The following is a 15,420-nucleotide window of genomic DNA, read 5'->3' as shown; positions in this document are numbered from 1 at the left end:
AACAAGCCATCAACCAAATGGCCGTAGCCTTTCCCGCCCGCTTCGACAAATACCTATAAACCTAGCCCCACACACAAACAACTTGACACGCTCAGCGCTGGCCAACCCGCGATGCTGCGCGTCAGGCCGTTGCCTACTGGATTGAAGCCGTCTACAACCGTCGGCGCCGGCACTCCGCACTCGGGATGGTCAGCCCCGTCGATTTCGAGAACCACACCAGCCTAACCACCAGCAGAAAAGAAATAGCTGCCTAACCACTAGGTAGCTCCACTACGTGTCCACGATTTGCGGGCAACCCCATTACCTCGTTTAGTGGACACCCAATTTTCACGAAACTTTTGTTGGTAGGTGAGGATGTCCATTGTGAGTAAACAGTGTCAGAAACCTCAACCAGAATACGAGTATTGGTCTAGGAGGATGGTGCGAGATCCTCTACCATGGTGCCGAGTTACTTGGCATTGCCAGATACTTTTGACTTTGACAGATTGTTGATGCCCAAGGTAGCAACGGGATTTTTCCTGCGCCTAGCAGAAAAGCTTTTGAGGTAGCACGTTTCAATTGTCGTAGTAACGGGCTCACAAGGTTCTACTGTGTGGCCCTAAAACCACCCAGGAAAGAATGGGCCACTACTCAACTTAGGGACAACAGTATCGACGCCATGTCCCGGATAGTAACGGGAGCCGTTGCGCTTATTAGTGTGCTGGGATGACACGGTGACAGAGTCCGCGCAGCAGATTGCATTTGCTTGGTTGGAAAAATTTGGTCAACGAAATCTTTTAACATCTGCCGCATCAAATCAGGCGAGGGCTTTTCAAGATAGGCCGTCGGCTCAATGCGATTAGAATCGGCGGCCTTTGCGAGGTACTTCCTTACAGGGGAAGGGCAAGAGTTGATTCGAAAAACACCCTCGAAAGTTGTATTCATACAAACCGATATAGCCCCTGCTGCGGGCTATAGCTACACCACACTTACGGTCCCAAGGCGTTGGATTGGGGTACTTCCCTTTTGATTTTATGCGTAGCCCTAGCAACTTTCGTCTCTCCCCGGGCACTTTCGGCCGCTATTGGTGTCATTTAATATAGCCTTGTCCTCCTAATTTCCTTCTCGCGAAAGGTCTCCCATGCGCGGCAGCATCCGTGAAATCTATACGCTTTATGATGGTAATAATCGCCGTCTCCTCATCCCCGTATACCAGCGCAATTACGACTGGCAGCACAAGCAATGTGCCCGGCTTTTTGACGATCTCGAGGAAATAATCCTCAGCGACCGAAAGAAACACTTCTTTGGCGCAGTAGTCGGGAAGAACCAAGATTCCTGGAATTGGATTGTCATCGATGGCCAACAGAGGCTTACCACCGTCAGCATCCTCATGCTGGCTTTCGCTCATGCCCTCCGAGATGACGAAATCCAGAGTGAAGATCCTTCGCTTGCCGAGAAAATTATCTCTGATTACCTGCGAATCGGCCATAACAAGGAAAACCCGCGTTTCAAACTTAAGCCTGTAAAAGACGACGATAAGGCCTATCAGAAATTATTTGGCCCTGAAAATGAGTTCATCAACTCATCGAATGTAACGTCTAACTACCGCTTCTTCCGCGAAAAGCTACGCTCTACCTCTTTGGACGCCGACCAGGTTTGGGAAGCGATCTGCCGCCTCGAGGTGATGCACTTGGACTTGGAGGAATACGACGAGCCCCAGCGAATCTTCGAAAGCTTAAACTCCACCGGTTTGGAACTTAAAGAAGCTGACAAAGTCCGCAACTATGTCCTCATGGGCTTGGACTCTACGCAACAGGAAAGATTGTATAACGAACGCTGGAATCCGATTGAAGAAAACTGCAGTTTTCAGACCGACTCCTTCATTCGCTGGTATCTCACTACTTACACCACCAAGACCCCACGCGAACAGGACGTTTATGAGGCATTCAAATCTTTCGCTTCCAAGCGCAAGACAAACATGTCAGAACTCTTGGATGATTTATACGCCTATTCCACGTATTTCCGCGAAATACGCGAATCCGATACCGGTTACCCTGAAGTGGACACGCAGCTTAAGCGCATGAATGAATTTATGGGCGCTGTGGTTCTACCGTTTCTCATGCCGCTTCTTCGCGACGTCCATGAATCCAAGACGACGCCTGATGACTTCCTCGAAGTATTGGTCACCATCGAGTCATATATTGTCCGCCGGTTTGTTGCAGGCATTCCCACCAACTCACTCAATAAAATCTTCGCGACTATGTATGCGGAGGTCAGCAAGCTTCACTCTGATGGCACCGCATTTGCACCAATCGTCATCTACCAACTCAATAGGCGTTCAGGCAGCGGTCGTTTCCCCACCGATGCTGAGTTCAAGGAAGCCTTTGCCACCAAGGACTTCTACAATATTCGGGCATACTGGCGGCAGTACCTTTTCGATTGCCTCGAAAATGGTGATTCAAATGATATTCGTGACGTCTCCACTGCACTGGCTGAAAATAGGATTTCTATCGAGCACATCATGCCCCAGACCCTTACGGATGCTTGGCACCAGGAGCTCGGTGACAGGGCCGAAGAAATCCACGAGTCATGGTTAAACCGAATTGGCAATCTCACGGTCACCGGCTACAACTCTTCCTACTCAAACTCTCCGTTTACGGCCAAGAAAACCATGGAAAACGGTTTCGACAGCTCGCCGTATCGCCTCAATGAGCTCCTACGGGAATCCGATCGCTGGTCCTTACCTCAGATTGAAAAGAGAACCGAGGACCTTACCGATAAAGCATTAGCCTTCTGGAAAGCTAAGCCAACCAGCTTCGTCCCACCAGAAGCAGTGCTCCCAAAGGAACCGATGGGTGAAAGCGAAGAATTCAGTAGACGAAAAATTAGCGGGTTTGAATTCGGCGACTTTAGAAAGACCACTAAGTCATGGGCTGACATGGTCGAGGCGGTTTTGAAGTATTTACTTCACGAACACCGGACCGAAATTCTTTCTTTCGCAGAAACTTCAAAATTCCTTCGCTCTGAAAAGCCTGCGGCCGAACAAGCTCGGTCCTTTCGGAAGATTGATGAAGGCCTCTATGTTCAGGTTGGAAACAACACTTCTGCCAAAATCTGGTTCCTTCGCAGTCTTTTCGAATATCTCGACTTAGATCCTGAAGATCTTGTATTCACCTTCCCTGTATCTAAAACAGATCGGACAGACGAGGCAGGTGACCAAGATAGCAGCGACACTTCAGGCAAATATGCAGAGCTCACTAAGTTCTATGATCAACTGGTTGAAGCACAAGAGCTAAAGGGTACGCCCCAGAATACCGAGTCGCTTCGCAGTGAGTTCGTTAAGGACTTTGAATACTTTAGTGTCACGGACCCCCAAGCATTATTTGGCGGTAAAGAGCTCACGGAATTCATTTCGTCCACCGCGATCTCTGAGATGAGCGACGACCAAGTCCTAGCTGTACTCACTCAGCACATCAAAGTGTCTCAAATGCTTGGTGGAAGTTATCTCCACCAGGAAATAATTAACGGCTCAATCGCAAAACTCGTTCACCGGTTGAGTGAGCTTTCATAGAGCCGCACGAGGATTTTTACAGAGCACCATACAGCCGCCTTATGCCCTGAAATTAGCAATACAAGGGATATAACGCGGCTAAGTGGCTCACTTTTAAGCTAAGTTCTTCAACGCGTCAGTAACCAACCGCCAGAATCCCGCATGGTCCAGCTTGGTAGCGACCTGGGTATGGCAGGTGTCATCGGCGTGTTCACGCAGGTCAGTCACGGTCATGCCGGTGGTAAGTGCGCCGGCGAGCTCGACGTGGACGGGCGCCTTGCGCGTTTGCACGACGCTCGGATCGATAAGGTAAGCCACCGTGCACGGATCGTGAACCGGGGGATCCGTAAAGCCTTGGTTTTGCTGATACGCCTCGCGGAAGAAACCGAAGAGGCCGACAACAAAGTCCGATATGGGTGTATTCAAGGCCTTAATTTCGGCTTCGACCTCAGCGGTGGCCAATGCCTGGTGGGTCAGATCTAATCCCACCATCGTGACTGGCCACGGCTCTTCGAAGACGATATGCGCTGCCTCGGGATCGATCTTGATATTGAATTCGGCGACTGGGGACCAATTGCCTTCGTGATAGCCACCGCCCATAAGCACTACCTCTTTGACGCGCTCTACGATGCGTGGTTCTTTGCGCGCGGCCATAGCGATATTGGTCAACGGACCCGTTGGGACCAAGGTAATGGTGCCGGGTTCGTGGGCCATGATGGTGTCGATGATGAAGTCGATGGCGTGGGCATCGGCAAGCGCGGTGCTAGGCTCCGGAAGCTCAACGCCTCTAACGTCCATGCCGGTGGAACCGTGGATCGACTCGGCAACTTCGATGGGACGCACGAGCGGGCGATCGCAGCCGGCGTGGACCGGAATCTCTGGGTGTCCGGCGATCTCCTTGACCACCAGAGCATTGCGGGCGACCTTGTCCAAGGTCTGGTTGCCGCCGACGGTGGTAATGCCCAGCAGATCGATGTTGGGGTTGCCCATGGCCAGGAGCAAAGCCACCGCGTCATCGTGGCCGGGATCGCAGTCCAGAATAATTTTTCGCGTCATGTCTCGAGCCTACTTTTGGTCACTGAAGACCGCCACGGTTTCATGGTGTAGCGCAGCTTCAATTCCTCCGAGCTCACCAGCTGTACCCTTGGAAAGCAGCAACGCACCCCTGCAAACCGTATAACCGCCATGGAAAGGAACTCGCCCCCGCCATGCCTTCAATTTCTGACCGCTTGACCCAGGCACAGCAAGAATTTAACGCGGTGATTTCCACGATCCCATTTGATGAAGACGCCGTGGATACCGCGCCTACGCTGCGCGGATTACCCATTGCCTTTAAAGACGTCGTGGATATCGCCGGGGCACCTACGACCTGTGGCACCAACGTCGATATGGGGCCGGTCCCGACGCAGAATGCCACGGTGGCACAGCGGCTAATAGATGCTGGCGCGATTCCCGTTGCCAAGGCCAATCTCCAGGAGTTTTCCTATGGCATCTTGGGCGATGCCTCCGCATATGGCCGCGTGATCAATCCGCGCGATCCGCAGGTCTGCGGCGGTGGTTCTAGTTCTGGGTCGGCGGCCCTGGTTGCGTGCGGAGCACCCGATCTCACGGTGGGTTCTGATAGCGCCGGTTCCGTACGGGTCCCGGCCGCCAGTCAGGGTGTTCTTGGATTCAAGCCCACCACCGGCGCGATCCCGCTCGATGGCGTCTTCCCCTTCGCGCCGAGCTTCGATTGCATCGGATTCTTCGCCAGCTCCATCGAGCTCATCGAGCAAGCCCTGCTAGCCACGGTGGATAAGGTACCGGCTCCGGCCGAGAACGTGGCCACCATCGATGTCTCTGCAGTGAAGACCAAAGGTGAGCGCTTTGCTGGTCTGCTGTCTGCGCTGCAAAATTCCACCTTCGCAGCCGTGGAGGACCTCGATTACGCCCAGCTCGAATCCACCATCGCTACCACCGCGAAGCTCTACGCGCTGATGCGCCTCAGGGAGGCTTATGACGTCCACCAGCCCTACCTTGACCAGCGGGAAAAGTACCAGGATGTCATCTTGGAGCGCGTCCTCGGTGGGCAGGATATTTCTCAGGCAAACTACGATGCTGCAGCGCAGCGGTTAGAGGAACTGCGCACGAAAGCACTCACGCTTTTCGATGCCTCCCCCGTCATCCTCACCCCCACCCTCGACGCCGGCCCCATCAAATGGGACGACATCACTGCAGAGAAAACTGCGGATTCCGCTGCCAGCCTGCGCCGCTGGACCGAGCCTTTCAATGTATTGGGTTGGCCGGCGATCACTATCCCACTGCGAACGAGGGACACCACGGGAGTGGGTGATGCGGTGCAGGTCATCGGCAAGCCGGGCCAGGATCTCACCGTCTTGCGCGTTGCTCGCGAAATTCAGGCACTGCTTTAAGCACACCGCAATTCTGCGCGTCTCTGCCTGCTGACGGCGTTGGTTATGAGTACTCCAGCACAGCTTGTCGCGCGGTTGCGCGCTGAGGCCGATGACGGCTCCTTGGAGTCATTCTGCTTGGATACCGGCATTGACCTGCTGGTTCTTTTTGGCAGCGCGCACGTAGATGCCGCCAATGCGAATGATGTTGACCTTGCCTATTCGGTCGATTTCTCGCGCGCGAAAGCTGAGCGTCCCAACGTGTTCGACGTTGCCACGGCGTTTTACGCCCGCTATGGTGACGGCATTGATCTCATGTGCCTGGATACGGCGGACACGGTGGCGCAGCATGAAGCTCTGCAAAAGTGCGAGCTCTTGGTAGATCCGTCCAATTCCAAGTATGGAACGCTGCAACTGATGGCGGCACGGGAATACATCAATACGGCGTACCGCCGCGAGTTCGAACTCAGGAGCTTAATGTGACGGTCTTGCAAACTTTATTTCGCGCTGGCTAGCCTCCCGCTAGCACCGTCTTTTCTTGCGTGCGCGGGCGCCAATACGCCGCTTCTATTGCGTTAAGTACCTTGAAGTGCGAGGACGTCAGCTCATCCATCGCGGTTAAATAGTCACCCACGTCCTCGCGCGGTAAGCGCAGACCCATCGTCAGATGCGGCGTCCAGCGCGGACCGCGGCCTTCGGAATTGGCGGCGCTAATCTTCCGCGCTGCCATTTCGAGTTCATCGCTAGTCTCTAATAACCAAGCCACGGTTCGTTTCCGCTTGGTGCCGAAGATGACGTTTCCCACGCGCCGAAATGTCGCCGGAACAACCGCCGGTAAAAGCTCCGCGGCAAGGTCAACAACGTGGGGCTCCATCTCCGGTGCGAAGGTCACCGTAATATGCGGGCGCTGGTTTTGCACGGGGAATCCGCGCTCGGCCAGACCGGCAAAGATCTCCCGAATCTGCTCTTCCTGCTTTTCCGGCAGGTAAAGCAGGATATTATCCGGCGATGCTGTACTCACAATGCGGCTTTCTTCGTTTCAAGTGGGCACGATTCATTCGTGCTCCCGAAGTGCGGGCGATTTCGGTCCTGTTTCTACTTCTAGCTCTGGTTCTAGGGTACCGCCGGTCAACGCTTGTGGGAACTCCGCGATGCTATAGGTCCTATGCACAGTTTGAGCAAACTCGCCCTTCAAGAATCGCATCGCGCCTTCAATTGACGCAGAGGACGTTGCACATCGGACGCTGCTCAGAGGAGGTTGCACATCGGAGCCTTACAACGGACCCTGCGCAAAGAACCTTCCAATTCTCTTGTGCTCGTTTAAACGGGTGCCTTTAATAAGAGTATGAGCACATCAGATTCTTCGCCTTTTATTCTCGCCATCACGGCGTGCCCAACGGGTATCGCCCATACTTATATGGCCGCCGAGAACTTAGAGGCAGCCGCCAAAAAGCTGGGCTACCGCATCAAGATTGAAACGCACGGTTCCATCGGCGTGGAGGGCAGCTTCAGCGCACAAGACATCGAGGAAGCCGATGCCGTTGTCATCGGTGCCGATACCGTCATCGCAAAGGACCGATTCCACGGCAAGCGCTTGGTGGCCACCGGCGTAGACGAGGCCATCAAACACCCCGAGCAGCTGTTGACCAAGTCCTTGGAGGCGGCACCATGGAAGGGTGAGGATAAGGGGGCATCGGAAAGCGAGGCAGAGGACGCTGCGGAAGATGCGGGGCTGCGCGGTATTGGGCAGACCATGTACAAGGCGCTGATGAACGGCGTTTCCCACATGATTCCTTTCGTGGTCACCGGCGGATTGCTCATCGCCGTGGCGCTGTCCTTGGGTGGCACGCCCACGCCGGAAGGACTGTCCATTCCTGAAGATAGCTTCTGGAATACGCTCAATGAGCTCGGTGGTCTGGCATTTTCGCTGATGGTGCCGGTGTTGTCTGGCTACATTGCCGTTGGCATCGCGGATAGGCCGGGGTTAGCGCCAGGCCTTATCACCGGGCTCATCGCTACGACCGGCTCGCTGTACGGGTCCGAGGCTGGAGCCGGATTCTTGGGCGGTATCGTCACCGGTATTCTCTCCGGCTACGTGGCACTTGCGATCAAGAAGATTCCGGTGCACAAATTCATCGCGCCGATTTGGCCGATTATCGTCATCCCGATTTTCACCACGCTGATAGTGGGCTTGGCCTTCATCTATTTCATCGGCGCCCCGATTGCCACCGCCTTCGAGGCCATGACCGAATACCTCGGCGGGCTACAGGGCTCATCTGCGATTGTGCTGGGTCTTATCATCGGCGCGATGATCGCTTTCGATATGGGCGGGCCGTTCAATAAGACTGCTTTCCTGTTTGGCGGCGGCATGATCGCTGCGGGAAATGCGGCCCCGATGGGTATGGCCGCCGCCGCGATTGCGGTCCCACCGCTCGCCGTGGGCGTGGCCACCCTCTTGCGCCGCGGTTGGTTCAATAAGGCGGAAAAGGACTCCGGTATCGCCGCACTATTTATGGGATTTTTCGGCATCACCGAAGGCGCCATTCCCCTGGCCGCGGCGCGTCCCCTGCAGGTCATCCCGGCCAACGTTGTGGGTGGTGCCGTCGCCGGTGCCATGGCCGGCGCGTTTGGCGTCCAAGATCATGTCATGCACGGCGGCCCCATCGTCGCCGTCCTCGGCGCGGTGGATCAGGTGGCGTGGTTCTTCCTGTCCATGCTCTGCGGCGTTGCCGTGTGTGCCGCGCTCATGCTTCTGCTCATTCGCCTGACACAGCGCTCCCCGGAAACAGAGGAGAACACGGAGGAGTCCACCAAGCTCCCGCTTCTCGGTACCTCTACCATCAGCCTCGATGAACCGCTCGGTAATGACTCTGAGGCCGTCATCAAGTCGCTCGTTTCCCTCGCCGCCGCCGATGGCCGCATTAACGACGCCGCTGCGGTTGCCGATGCCGCCCTTGCCCGCGAGGCCCAACACTCCACCGGCGTAGGCCACGGCGTGGCCATCCCGCATGCTCGATCCGCTGGGGTTACCGCACCGACGCTGGCCTTCGCCCGGCTTCCCGAAGGCGGCCTCACATGGGGCACCGGAGAAGATCCCACAACCTTAGCGTTCCTCATCGCCGTGCCCGATGACGCTGGAAAGCAGCACTTGAAGCTGCTGTCCACCCTCGCCCGCGCCATCATGAAGGAAGATTTCCGTGCCCAGCTGCACGCGGCCAGCTCCCGCGAAGAAGCAGAAGAGGTTATCTCCTCTGCCCTCCAGGTCCAACCGCAAGCCGCCGTGGAGTCTTAGTCTTCTGCCCTGCCCTCGGCCGCCCCTGAGAGGAGCTGTTCCACCGACACCACTCCGCCCAAAAAGTAACCGCCTTCACAAATGGCAGTGGCACGGGTTACACTTGGAACCACACTCATTGTTCAACAATTAAGGATGGTGTTGAATGGCTTCGCTCCACATTGATCTCAACGCGGACTTGGGTGAAACCACCGCTGGCAACCCAGTAGCCGATGATGCCGCGATGCTGGAGATGGTCTCTTCCGCCAATGTCGCCACCGGCTTCCACGCCGGTGACCCGCACTCCATTGCCCAGACCCTTAAGGCCGCGGCGCGTGCGGGAGTAACGGTCGGTGCGCACGTGGGCTATAACGATCCAGCAGGCTTCGGCCGCCGCTTTATCGACTACAACGCGGCGGAGCTTGCGGACGAGGTCACTTACCAAATTGGTGCGCTCGATGCGCTGGCGCGCGCCAATGGCACGCGTGTGTCCTACGTGAAGCCGCACGGCGCGATGTACAACACCATCGTCAAGGACGAGGCACAGGCCAAGGGCGTCATTGCGGGCATTAAGGCCTTTGGCGATCTCCCCGTAATGCTGCTGCCAGGCGGCCGCGCAGTCGATATTGCAGAATCGCAAGGCCTCACCGTCATCCGCGAGGCATTTGCGGACCGCAATTACAACCCCGATGGCACGCTGGTCTCCCGCAAGCAGGACAATGCGGTATTGGGGGATGAAGGGGATGTCGTCAAGCGCGTGCTAGAAGTCGCCCAAACCGGATCCATTACCGCCATCGACGGCACCACGCTCGATGTCGATGCCCAATCCGTGTGCACCCACGGTGATTCACCGGGCTCCGTGAAATTGCTGCGCGGTGTGGTCGATTGCCTCAGCGCGGAAGGAATCGACATTCGGAGCTTTATCTAATGCCGCATATTCACTTCGTTGGCACCCGCGCCCTGCTCATTGCTTTAGACGGGCTCGAGCAGGTCATGGCGTGGCATGCGGCGCTGTCCGCTAAACCGCTCAAGAACCAAGTGGATTGCATTGCCGCCGCCACCACATTGCTCATTACCTTTGAGGCGCCGAATTCCGCCCGCGCGGCCGCAGAGTTCCTGACGGGCTTCTCCCCTGCCGCTGCTACTGCTAAGGAAGCGCGCACGGTCGACATCGATGTGCTTTACGATGGCGACGATGTCGACGCCGCCGCCGATCTCCTCGGCATGTCGCGCGAGGCCTTGATTGACTGGCATACCTCTACCGAATGGACCGCCGCATTTGGTGGTTTTGCCCCCGGCTTTACTTACTGCGCGCCTTCTGATCCGGCCCAGGCCAAGGTCGTGCCACGCCGCTCCGATCCGCGTACGGCCGTTCCGGCTGGCGCCGTGGGCATCGCGGGCGAGTTCTCCGCGGTCTACCCGCGCGTTTCGCCAGGTGGCTGGCAGTTGCTCGGCACCACCAATACCCCGATGTGGGATTCACACGCTAACCCGCCCGCGCTGGTGCAGCCCGGTGACCGCGTGCGCTACCGCGCCGTGGACGAGCTGCCGGACTTGGTGGATCGCAGCGCGGAATCCAAGCGCTCGCCGGCCCGCCTGCCCCGCATGGAGGTCCTCGATGCCGGCCTGCTCACGCTTTATCAAGACCTTGGCCGCCCCGGCGTGGGTGACTTGGGCGTAACGCCCTCCGGTGCCGCCGACCACGCCGCCGCGGCAACCGCGAACGTTGCCGTGGGCAATCCGCGGGGTGCGACGGTGCTAGAAAATATCGGCGGCATTAAGCTGCGCGCGCTGACCGATACCGTCATCTGCGTTACCGGCGCCACTGCCCGCGTCCGCCTGGGTGAGATGCCCGTGCACCTCGCCCGCCCGGTGCTCGTAACCGCTGGCCAGACCGTGACGGTCGGTGCCGCAACAGTGGGAATGCGCAACTACGTGGCCATTCGCGGCGGCATCATTGCCGAATCCGAGCTCGGCTCCTCTGCCACCGACGTCCTCTCCGGCCTCGGCCCCGACCCCGTCACCACCGGCGATGTCATCGGCGTGCTGCCGCGCTCGACCGGCATGACGGATGCACAATTGGTCAACCCCCTGCGCGTATCCGCTGACTCCGCCGGAAAAACGCGCGCGACGCTGCGCTGCGTGCTGGGCCCGCGCGATGACTGGTTTGGCGATAATATCTCTACCTTCCTGGATACCGAATGGGTCGTCTCCTCTGATTCCAACCGCGTTGGCCTCAGGCTTTCGGGGACGAAAGACGGGGATGTCACCGTGCAGCGCGTCAAGGATGGCGAGCTGCCCTCCGAGGGAATGGTGGCCGGTTCCATCCAGATCCCGCCGAATGGCAAGCCGGTGGTCTTCCTGCGCGACCACGCCGTCACCGGCGGCTATCCCGTCATCGCCACCGTGCTGGAAGAAGATATCGACATCGCCGCGCAGCTCCCGCCCGGCGCGCGCGTGACCTTTCGCCTCGTGACACCTCAAGCTTTAAATACTGGAGTAGAAAATGCAGATTAAAACCGTCCTCATTGCTAACCGCGGCGAAATCGCCGTGCGCATCGCCCGCGTAGCCCGCGACTTGGGCATTAAGTCCATCGCCATTTATTCCGAGGCCGATGCCGGTGCCCTGCACACCCAGGTTGCCGATGAAGCCTATGCTCTGCCCGGCAATACCGCCGCCGATACTTACATGAATATCCCGGCGCTGCTGGATATCGCCGTGCGCGCTGGCGCCGATGCCATCCACCCGGGCTACGGTTTCCTCTCCGAAAACGCCGACTTCGCCCGCACCGTCACCGATGCCGGCATGGTGTGGATCGGCCCCTCCCCGGAGTCCATCGAGCTGTTGGGCGATAAGATTGCCGCCCGCCGCGTTGCCGAAGAGGTCGGCGCGCCCCTGGCTCCGGGCACCTCAGATCCCATCGATGATTGGCAGGAGGCCCGCGCCTTTGCCGAGGAGCATGGCCTGCCGATTGCCATCAAGGCCGCTTATGGCGGCGGCGGGCGCGGCCTTAAGGTCGTGGATTCCATGGATGAGATCGAGGGCGCGTTCAACTCCGCCGGGCGCGAGGCCATGGAGGCCTTCGGCCGCGCCGAGTGCTACGTGGAGAAGTTCCTGACGCACCCGCGCCACGTGGAGGCGCAGGTCCTGGCGGATACCCACGGCAACGTCCGCGTGCTGGGCACCCGCGATTGCTCCACCCAGCGCCGCTTCCAAAAGCTCATCGAGGAGGCCCCGGCGCCCGCGCTTTCCGATGCCCAGCGCACCGGCATCATCGAAGGCGCCCGCTCCATCTGCTCCCACGTGGGCTATACCGGAGCCGGCACCGTGGAGTACATCGTTTCCGAGGATGGAACAATCTCCTTCTTGGAGGTCAATACCCGCGTCCAGGTCGAACACCCCGTGACCGAGGTGGTTACCGGCACCGATATCATCGCCGAGCAATTCCGCATCGCCGCGGGCGAGCCCCTGTCCATCTCTGAGGATCCAGCCTCCACCGGCCACGCCTTCGAGTTCCGCATCAATGCCGAGGACATCCTCAACGGCTTTGCCCCCTGCCCCGGCACCATCGTCTCATTCGAGCCACCCACTGGCCCCGGCATCCGCGTCGATTCGGCTGTCCGCTCGGGATCCATTATCCCGCCGTACTATGACTCGCTCATCGCCAAGCTCATCGTCTGGGGACCCACGCGCGAGGTAGCCCTCGCCCGCTCGCGCCAAGCGCTGCGCGAGTTCGACGTCTCCGGCGTGCGCACCGTGCTGCCCTTCCACCGCGACATGATGGACGAGCCAGCACTTATTGGCACCGCGTCTTCCGCTGAGGCCGATGCCGGTGCCAGCGACATCGGCGTGTTCACCGACTGGCTCGACCACAATTACCGGCCCTCTGCCGCCAACCAGGTAGACAAGGTCGAAGCAATCTACACCAAGCGCCGGACGGTCGCGGTAGAAATCGACGGCAAGCTCGTCAATATCGGCGTGCCCATGGATTTCCTCGCTGGTGCTGGTGCCGGCGCTGGCGCGGGCGCCGCGGGTGATTCTGATGCCACCGCCCCCTCGACGGCCGGGGCGCAATCTACCGACGATAACGCGGTCACCTCCCCCTTCGAGGCCAACCTCGTGACCTGGAATGTATCCGATGGCGATAGCGTCTCCGAGGGCGATTCCATCGCCACGGTCGAGGCCATGAAGATGGAATCTGCCATCAAGGCCCCGCGCGGCGGCACCATCAAGATCCTTGCTGAAGAGGGCGACCGCCTGGATTCCGCGACGGTGATTGCGACCATCGACTAGCGCGTGCTGCCTGCCGGTTGGCCCGCGCACCTACCTGGGCGCCTGGCCGCGCAAATACTCGCCAAGGTAGGGCAAGAGGAAACGCACGGTTCCATAGCGGCGGCTAGCGATGAGATCGCGCTCTAATAGCAGCTTGCGGGCCATGGAAATGGCATTGGGAGTCTTGCCCAGGTGCGCCGCGATGGCACCGGTGGGAATATCAGCCCCGTGTTCGGTTTCCAGCTCCGCCATGGCGTTGAGAAAAGCGCGCTGGGCGTCAGGAACATTCTTCAACGCAATCCTGTGCACCTGGTTGCCCATATGCGCTGGAATCTCGCGCGCAATGGAGGACACGTGACGCTCCTCGATGGCATCCGCCCCATCGAGTACCGCACGGGTCCACGCCAAAGCGCCGACCAGCTGCAATAAGTACGGATACCCCTGCACCAATGCGGTCGCGTCTTTTAAAGCGCGCTCGCTAAAACCGCGACCAGCCGCGGTAGCGGTGCTGCGCAGGGTATCGGCCACGGTGGCATCATCAAGCAGCCCCAAATCCAGCCTTTGAGCGCGACGCAAAAAGGTGGTGCCCTCATGCTCCAATAGCTCTTCTACCCCAAACGTCAATCCCGCGGCGGCGAAGGCGATATCGTATTCGTCGCGAATGAGATCCTGGATGGCGGTTGCGAGCTGTGCAAGCTCATCCACGCTGGCCGCTTGCACCTCATCAACCGTCAACAAGACGCCCGCATCATGGGCACGCGCGGACTTCAGGAGGCTGCGCAGCCGCGAGACCAGGCTGGGCTGGGCCTGGTTGTGGGGCAATTGCGTCGTCACAGATCCCACGCCCGCCACCGAGAATCCCGTGATCTTGCGGCCAGGAGTCTCCGTATAGTCCAGCTCCTCGATGGCTTCCGGAATCGTGGAATCGCGCAACTGCGTCACCATCTGGGCATCCGCATAGGCGCGGATAACTACCCACCCAAGGCGGCGCGCGGATTCTTCAAACTCATTGAGAAGTACCGTTTTTCCCACCCCGCGCGTACCGCTGACTAGCAAGGCGCGCTGCATGCTGCCCACACCGCCCACCAGCCCATAGTTAAACGAGCTGATTTCAAATTCGCGCCCGGCCAACTGCACCGGCGACGCGCCGAAACTGGGGCGAAAAGGATTCTTATCCGGAATCACTCTGACAGACCTTCCATTTAGATCCTTTAGAACTATGGTTTAAGTTTAGATCCTTTAGAACTTCGCCGCCTCTTTAGAACTTTTAGATCTTTAAGTCATACGGAATGGCCGTTGACGCCTCACCCATTCAGTAAGGTGAGGGACATGCTTTCCCAGTCCGTCGCCACCGCTTTGCGCCAAGAGATGTCGGCCGGCAATTTTCAGCCCGGCGAGCAACTCAGTGAGGTAAAGGTGGCTGAGCAATTCGGTTGCTCCCGCAATACCCTCCGCGAGGCGTTTACCACGCTCGCCGCCGAGCGCCTGGTCGAGCGCATCCCTCACCGCGGCGTCTTCATCGCCACCCCAGATTCCGCCTATATCCGCGATTTATTCGCCGCCCGCGCCGCCATCGAGCCGTCCGCCGCGCGGTGGGGCGCGTTTGCCGATGCCCCCTCGCTCATCTCCCTCGCCTCCTCCGCCTTCGAGTGCGCGAAGCGCAATAAGCCTCAGGAAGTCTCCTCCATCAACCAGCGCTTCCACCAAGCACTGGTAGCAGGGCTAGGTTCCGCTACCTTGGATGAGCAGATGAGCAACCTGCTCGCGCGCATGCGGCTTACCTTTTTATTGGTCATCCCGCGCTACCCGCAGCTGCACGCCGAGCACATTCAAGGCAACGTTGATGTGGCCACGCTCATCGCGGATGGAAAACGGGAAGAGGCCACCACGCACTTGCGCGATAGCCTCTTAGAAACTTGCGATACCATCTTGTCCTTCACGGACTAATTAAGCGGCG

11 protein-coding genes and 1 pseudogene are annotated in these 15,420 nt (G+C 58.5%); 9 read left to right on the top strand and 3 right to left on the bottom strand.

Annotated features, from left to right (window positions below; genetic code table 11):
• Window positions 1-104 precede the first annotated feature (104 nt).
• Window positions 105-254, top strand: a pseudogene (locus HMPREF1257_RS12575) (IS3 family transposase); the annotation flags it as partial.
• An 866-nt stretch (window positions 255-1,120) separates the two neighbouring features.
• Entirely contained in the window at window positions 1,121-3,550 is a 2,430-nt protein-coding gene (locus tag HMPREF1257_RS10945) for a DUF262 domain-containing protein (RefSeq protein ID WP_023025501.1), read from the top strand.
• Window positions 3,551-3,643: 93 nt separating this feature from the next.
• On the opposite strand, the gene HMPREF1257_RS10940 is transcribed toward HMPREF1257_RS10945, so the two are convergent.
• A complete protein-coding gene (locus HMPREF1257_RS10940; RefSeq protein WP_023025499.1) occupies window positions 3,644-4,585 on the bottom strand; it encodes a nucleoside hydrolase in 942 nt (313 codons plus the stop codon).
• Window positions 4,586-4,737: 152 nt separating this feature from the next.
• On the opposite strand from HMPREF1257_RS10940, the gene HMPREF1257_RS10935 reads away from it, so the two are divergent.
• Together HMPREF1257_RS10935 and HMPREF1257_RS10930 are read left to right on the top strand one after the other, a co-directional pair.
• Window positions 4,738-5,940, top strand: coding sequence for an amidase (locus tag HMPREF1257_RS10935; protein WP_023025497.1), 1,203 nt, complete (start codon window positions 4,738-4,740; stop codon window positions 5,938-5,940).
• A 45-nt stretch (window positions 5,941-5,985) separates the two neighbouring features.
• Window positions 5,986-6,402, top strand: a complete 417-nt coding sequence (locus tag HMPREF1257_RS10930) for a hypothetical protein (protein WP_023025495.1) — start codon at window positions 5,986-5,988, stop codon at window positions 6,400-6,402.
• A gap of 28 nt (window positions 6,403-6,430) precedes the next feature.
• Here HMPREF1257_RS10930 and HMPREF1257_RS10925 read toward each other — a convergent pair whose 3' ends face one another.
• Window positions 6,431-6,940, bottom strand: coding sequence for a 2'-5' RNA ligase family protein (locus HMPREF1257_RS10925; RefSeq protein WP_023025493.1), 510 nt, complete (start codon window positions 6,938-6,940; stop codon window positions 6,431-6,433).
• A 324-nt stretch (window positions 6,941-7,264) separates the two neighbouring features.
• Here HMPREF1257_RS10925 and HMPREF1257_RS10920 point away from each other — a divergent pair, with 324 nt between their 5' ends.
• From HMPREF1257_RS10920 to HMPREF1257_RS10905, 4 genes are all read left to right on the top strand, one after another.
• A complete protein-coding gene (locus tag HMPREF1257_RS10920; RefSeq protein WP_034659607.1) occupies window positions 7,265-9,211 on the top strand; it encodes a fructose-specific PTS transporter subunit EIIC in 1,947 nt (648 codons plus the stop codon).
• Between the two features lie 145 nt (window positions 9,212-9,356).
• Window positions 9,357-10,118 carry a LamB/YcsF family protein gene (locus tag HMPREF1257_RS10915; RefSeq protein WP_023025489.1) on the top strand — a complete coding sequence of 254 codons (762 nt, stop codon included), beginning with the start codon at window positions 9,357-9,359 and terminating at the stop codon, window positions 10,116-10,118.
• On the top strand, window positions 10,118-11,707 hold the full coding sequence (locus HMPREF1257_RS10910; RefSeq protein WP_023025487.1) for a 5-oxoprolinase/urea amidolyase family protein: 1,590 nt from the start codon (window positions 10,118-10,120) through the stop codon (window positions 11,705-11,707). Before HMPREF1257_RS10915 ends, HMPREF1257_RS10910 begins: the two co-directional genes overlap by 1 nt.
• Entirely contained in the window at window positions 11,697-13,484 is a 1,788-nt protein-coding gene (locus HMPREF1257_RS10905; RefSeq protein ID WP_023025485.1) for a biotin carboxylase N-terminal domain-containing protein, read from the top strand. Before HMPREF1257_RS10910 ends, HMPREF1257_RS10905 begins: the two co-directional genes overlap by 11 nt.
• Window positions 13,485-13,514: 30 nt before the next feature.
• Here the strand turns inward: HMPREF1257_RS10905 and HMPREF1257_RS10900 are convergent, their stop codons facing one another.
• Window positions 13,515-14,648: an ATP-binding protein gene (locus tag HMPREF1257_RS10900; RefSeq protein WP_023025483.1), complete on the bottom strand. Its 1,134-nt coding sequence runs from the start codon at window positions 14,646-14,648 to the stop codon at window positions 13,515-13,517.
• A gap of 144 nt (window positions 14,649-14,792) precedes the next feature.
• Here HMPREF1257_RS10900 and HMPREF1257_RS10895 point away from each other — a divergent pair, with 144 nt between their 5' ends.
• A complete protein-coding gene (locus HMPREF1257_RS10895; protein WP_023025481.1) occupies window positions 14,793-15,410 on the top strand; it encodes a GntR family transcriptional regulator in 618 nt (205 codons plus the stop codon).
• Window positions 15,411-15,420 lie beyond the last annotated feature (10 nt).

The organism is Corynebacterium sp. KPL1814 (assembly GCF_000478175.1).
In the GTDB taxonomy this organism is placed as follows: Bacteria; Actinomycetota; Actinomycetes; order Mycobacteriales; family Mycobacteriaceae; genus Corynebacterium.
Note: the sequence above shows the minus strand (reverse complement) of the source record. Positions and strands in the feature narration are given on the sequence as shown.

Excerpts from the sequence above, each read along its gene's own strand:
- HMPREF1257_RS10945 (WP_023025501.1), top strand. The coding sequence starts at position 1,121 with ATGCGCGGCAGCATCCGTGAAATCTATACGCTTTATGATGGTAATAAT.
- HMPREF1257_RS10940 (WP_023025499.1), bottom strand. The coding sequence starts at position 4,585 with ATGACGCGAAAAATTATTCTGGACTGCGATCCCGGCCACGATGACGCG.
- HMPREF1257_RS10935 (WP_023025497.1), top strand. The coding sequence starts at position 4,738 with ATGCCTTCAATTTCTGACCGCTTGACCCAGGCACAGCAAGAATTTAAC.
- HMPREF1257_RS10930 (WP_023025495.1), top strand. The coding sequence starts at position 5,986 with ATGAGTACTCCAGCACAGCTTGTCGCGCGGTTGCGCGCTGAGGCCGAT.
- HMPREF1257_RS10920 (WP_034659607.1), top strand. The coding sequence starts at position 7,265 with ATGAGCACATCAGATTCTTCGCCTTTTATTCTCGCCATCACGGCGTGC.
- HMPREF1257_RS10915 (WP_023025489.1), top strand. The coding sequence starts at position 9,357 with ATGGCTTCGCTCCACATTGATCTCAACGCGGACTTGGGTGAAACCACC.
- HMPREF1257_RS10910 (WP_023025487.1), top strand. The coding sequence starts at position 10,118 with ATGCCGCATATTCACTTCGTTGGCACCCGCGCCCTGCTCATTGCTTTA.
- HMPREF1257_RS10905 (WP_023025485.1), top strand. The coding sequence starts at position 11,697 with ATGCAGATTAAAACCGTCCTCATTGCTAACCGCGGCGAAATCGCCGTG.
- HMPREF1257_RS10895 (WP_023025481.1), top strand. The coding sequence starts at position 14,793 with ATGCTTTCCCAGTCCGTCGCCACCGCTTTGCGCCAAGAGATGTCGGCC.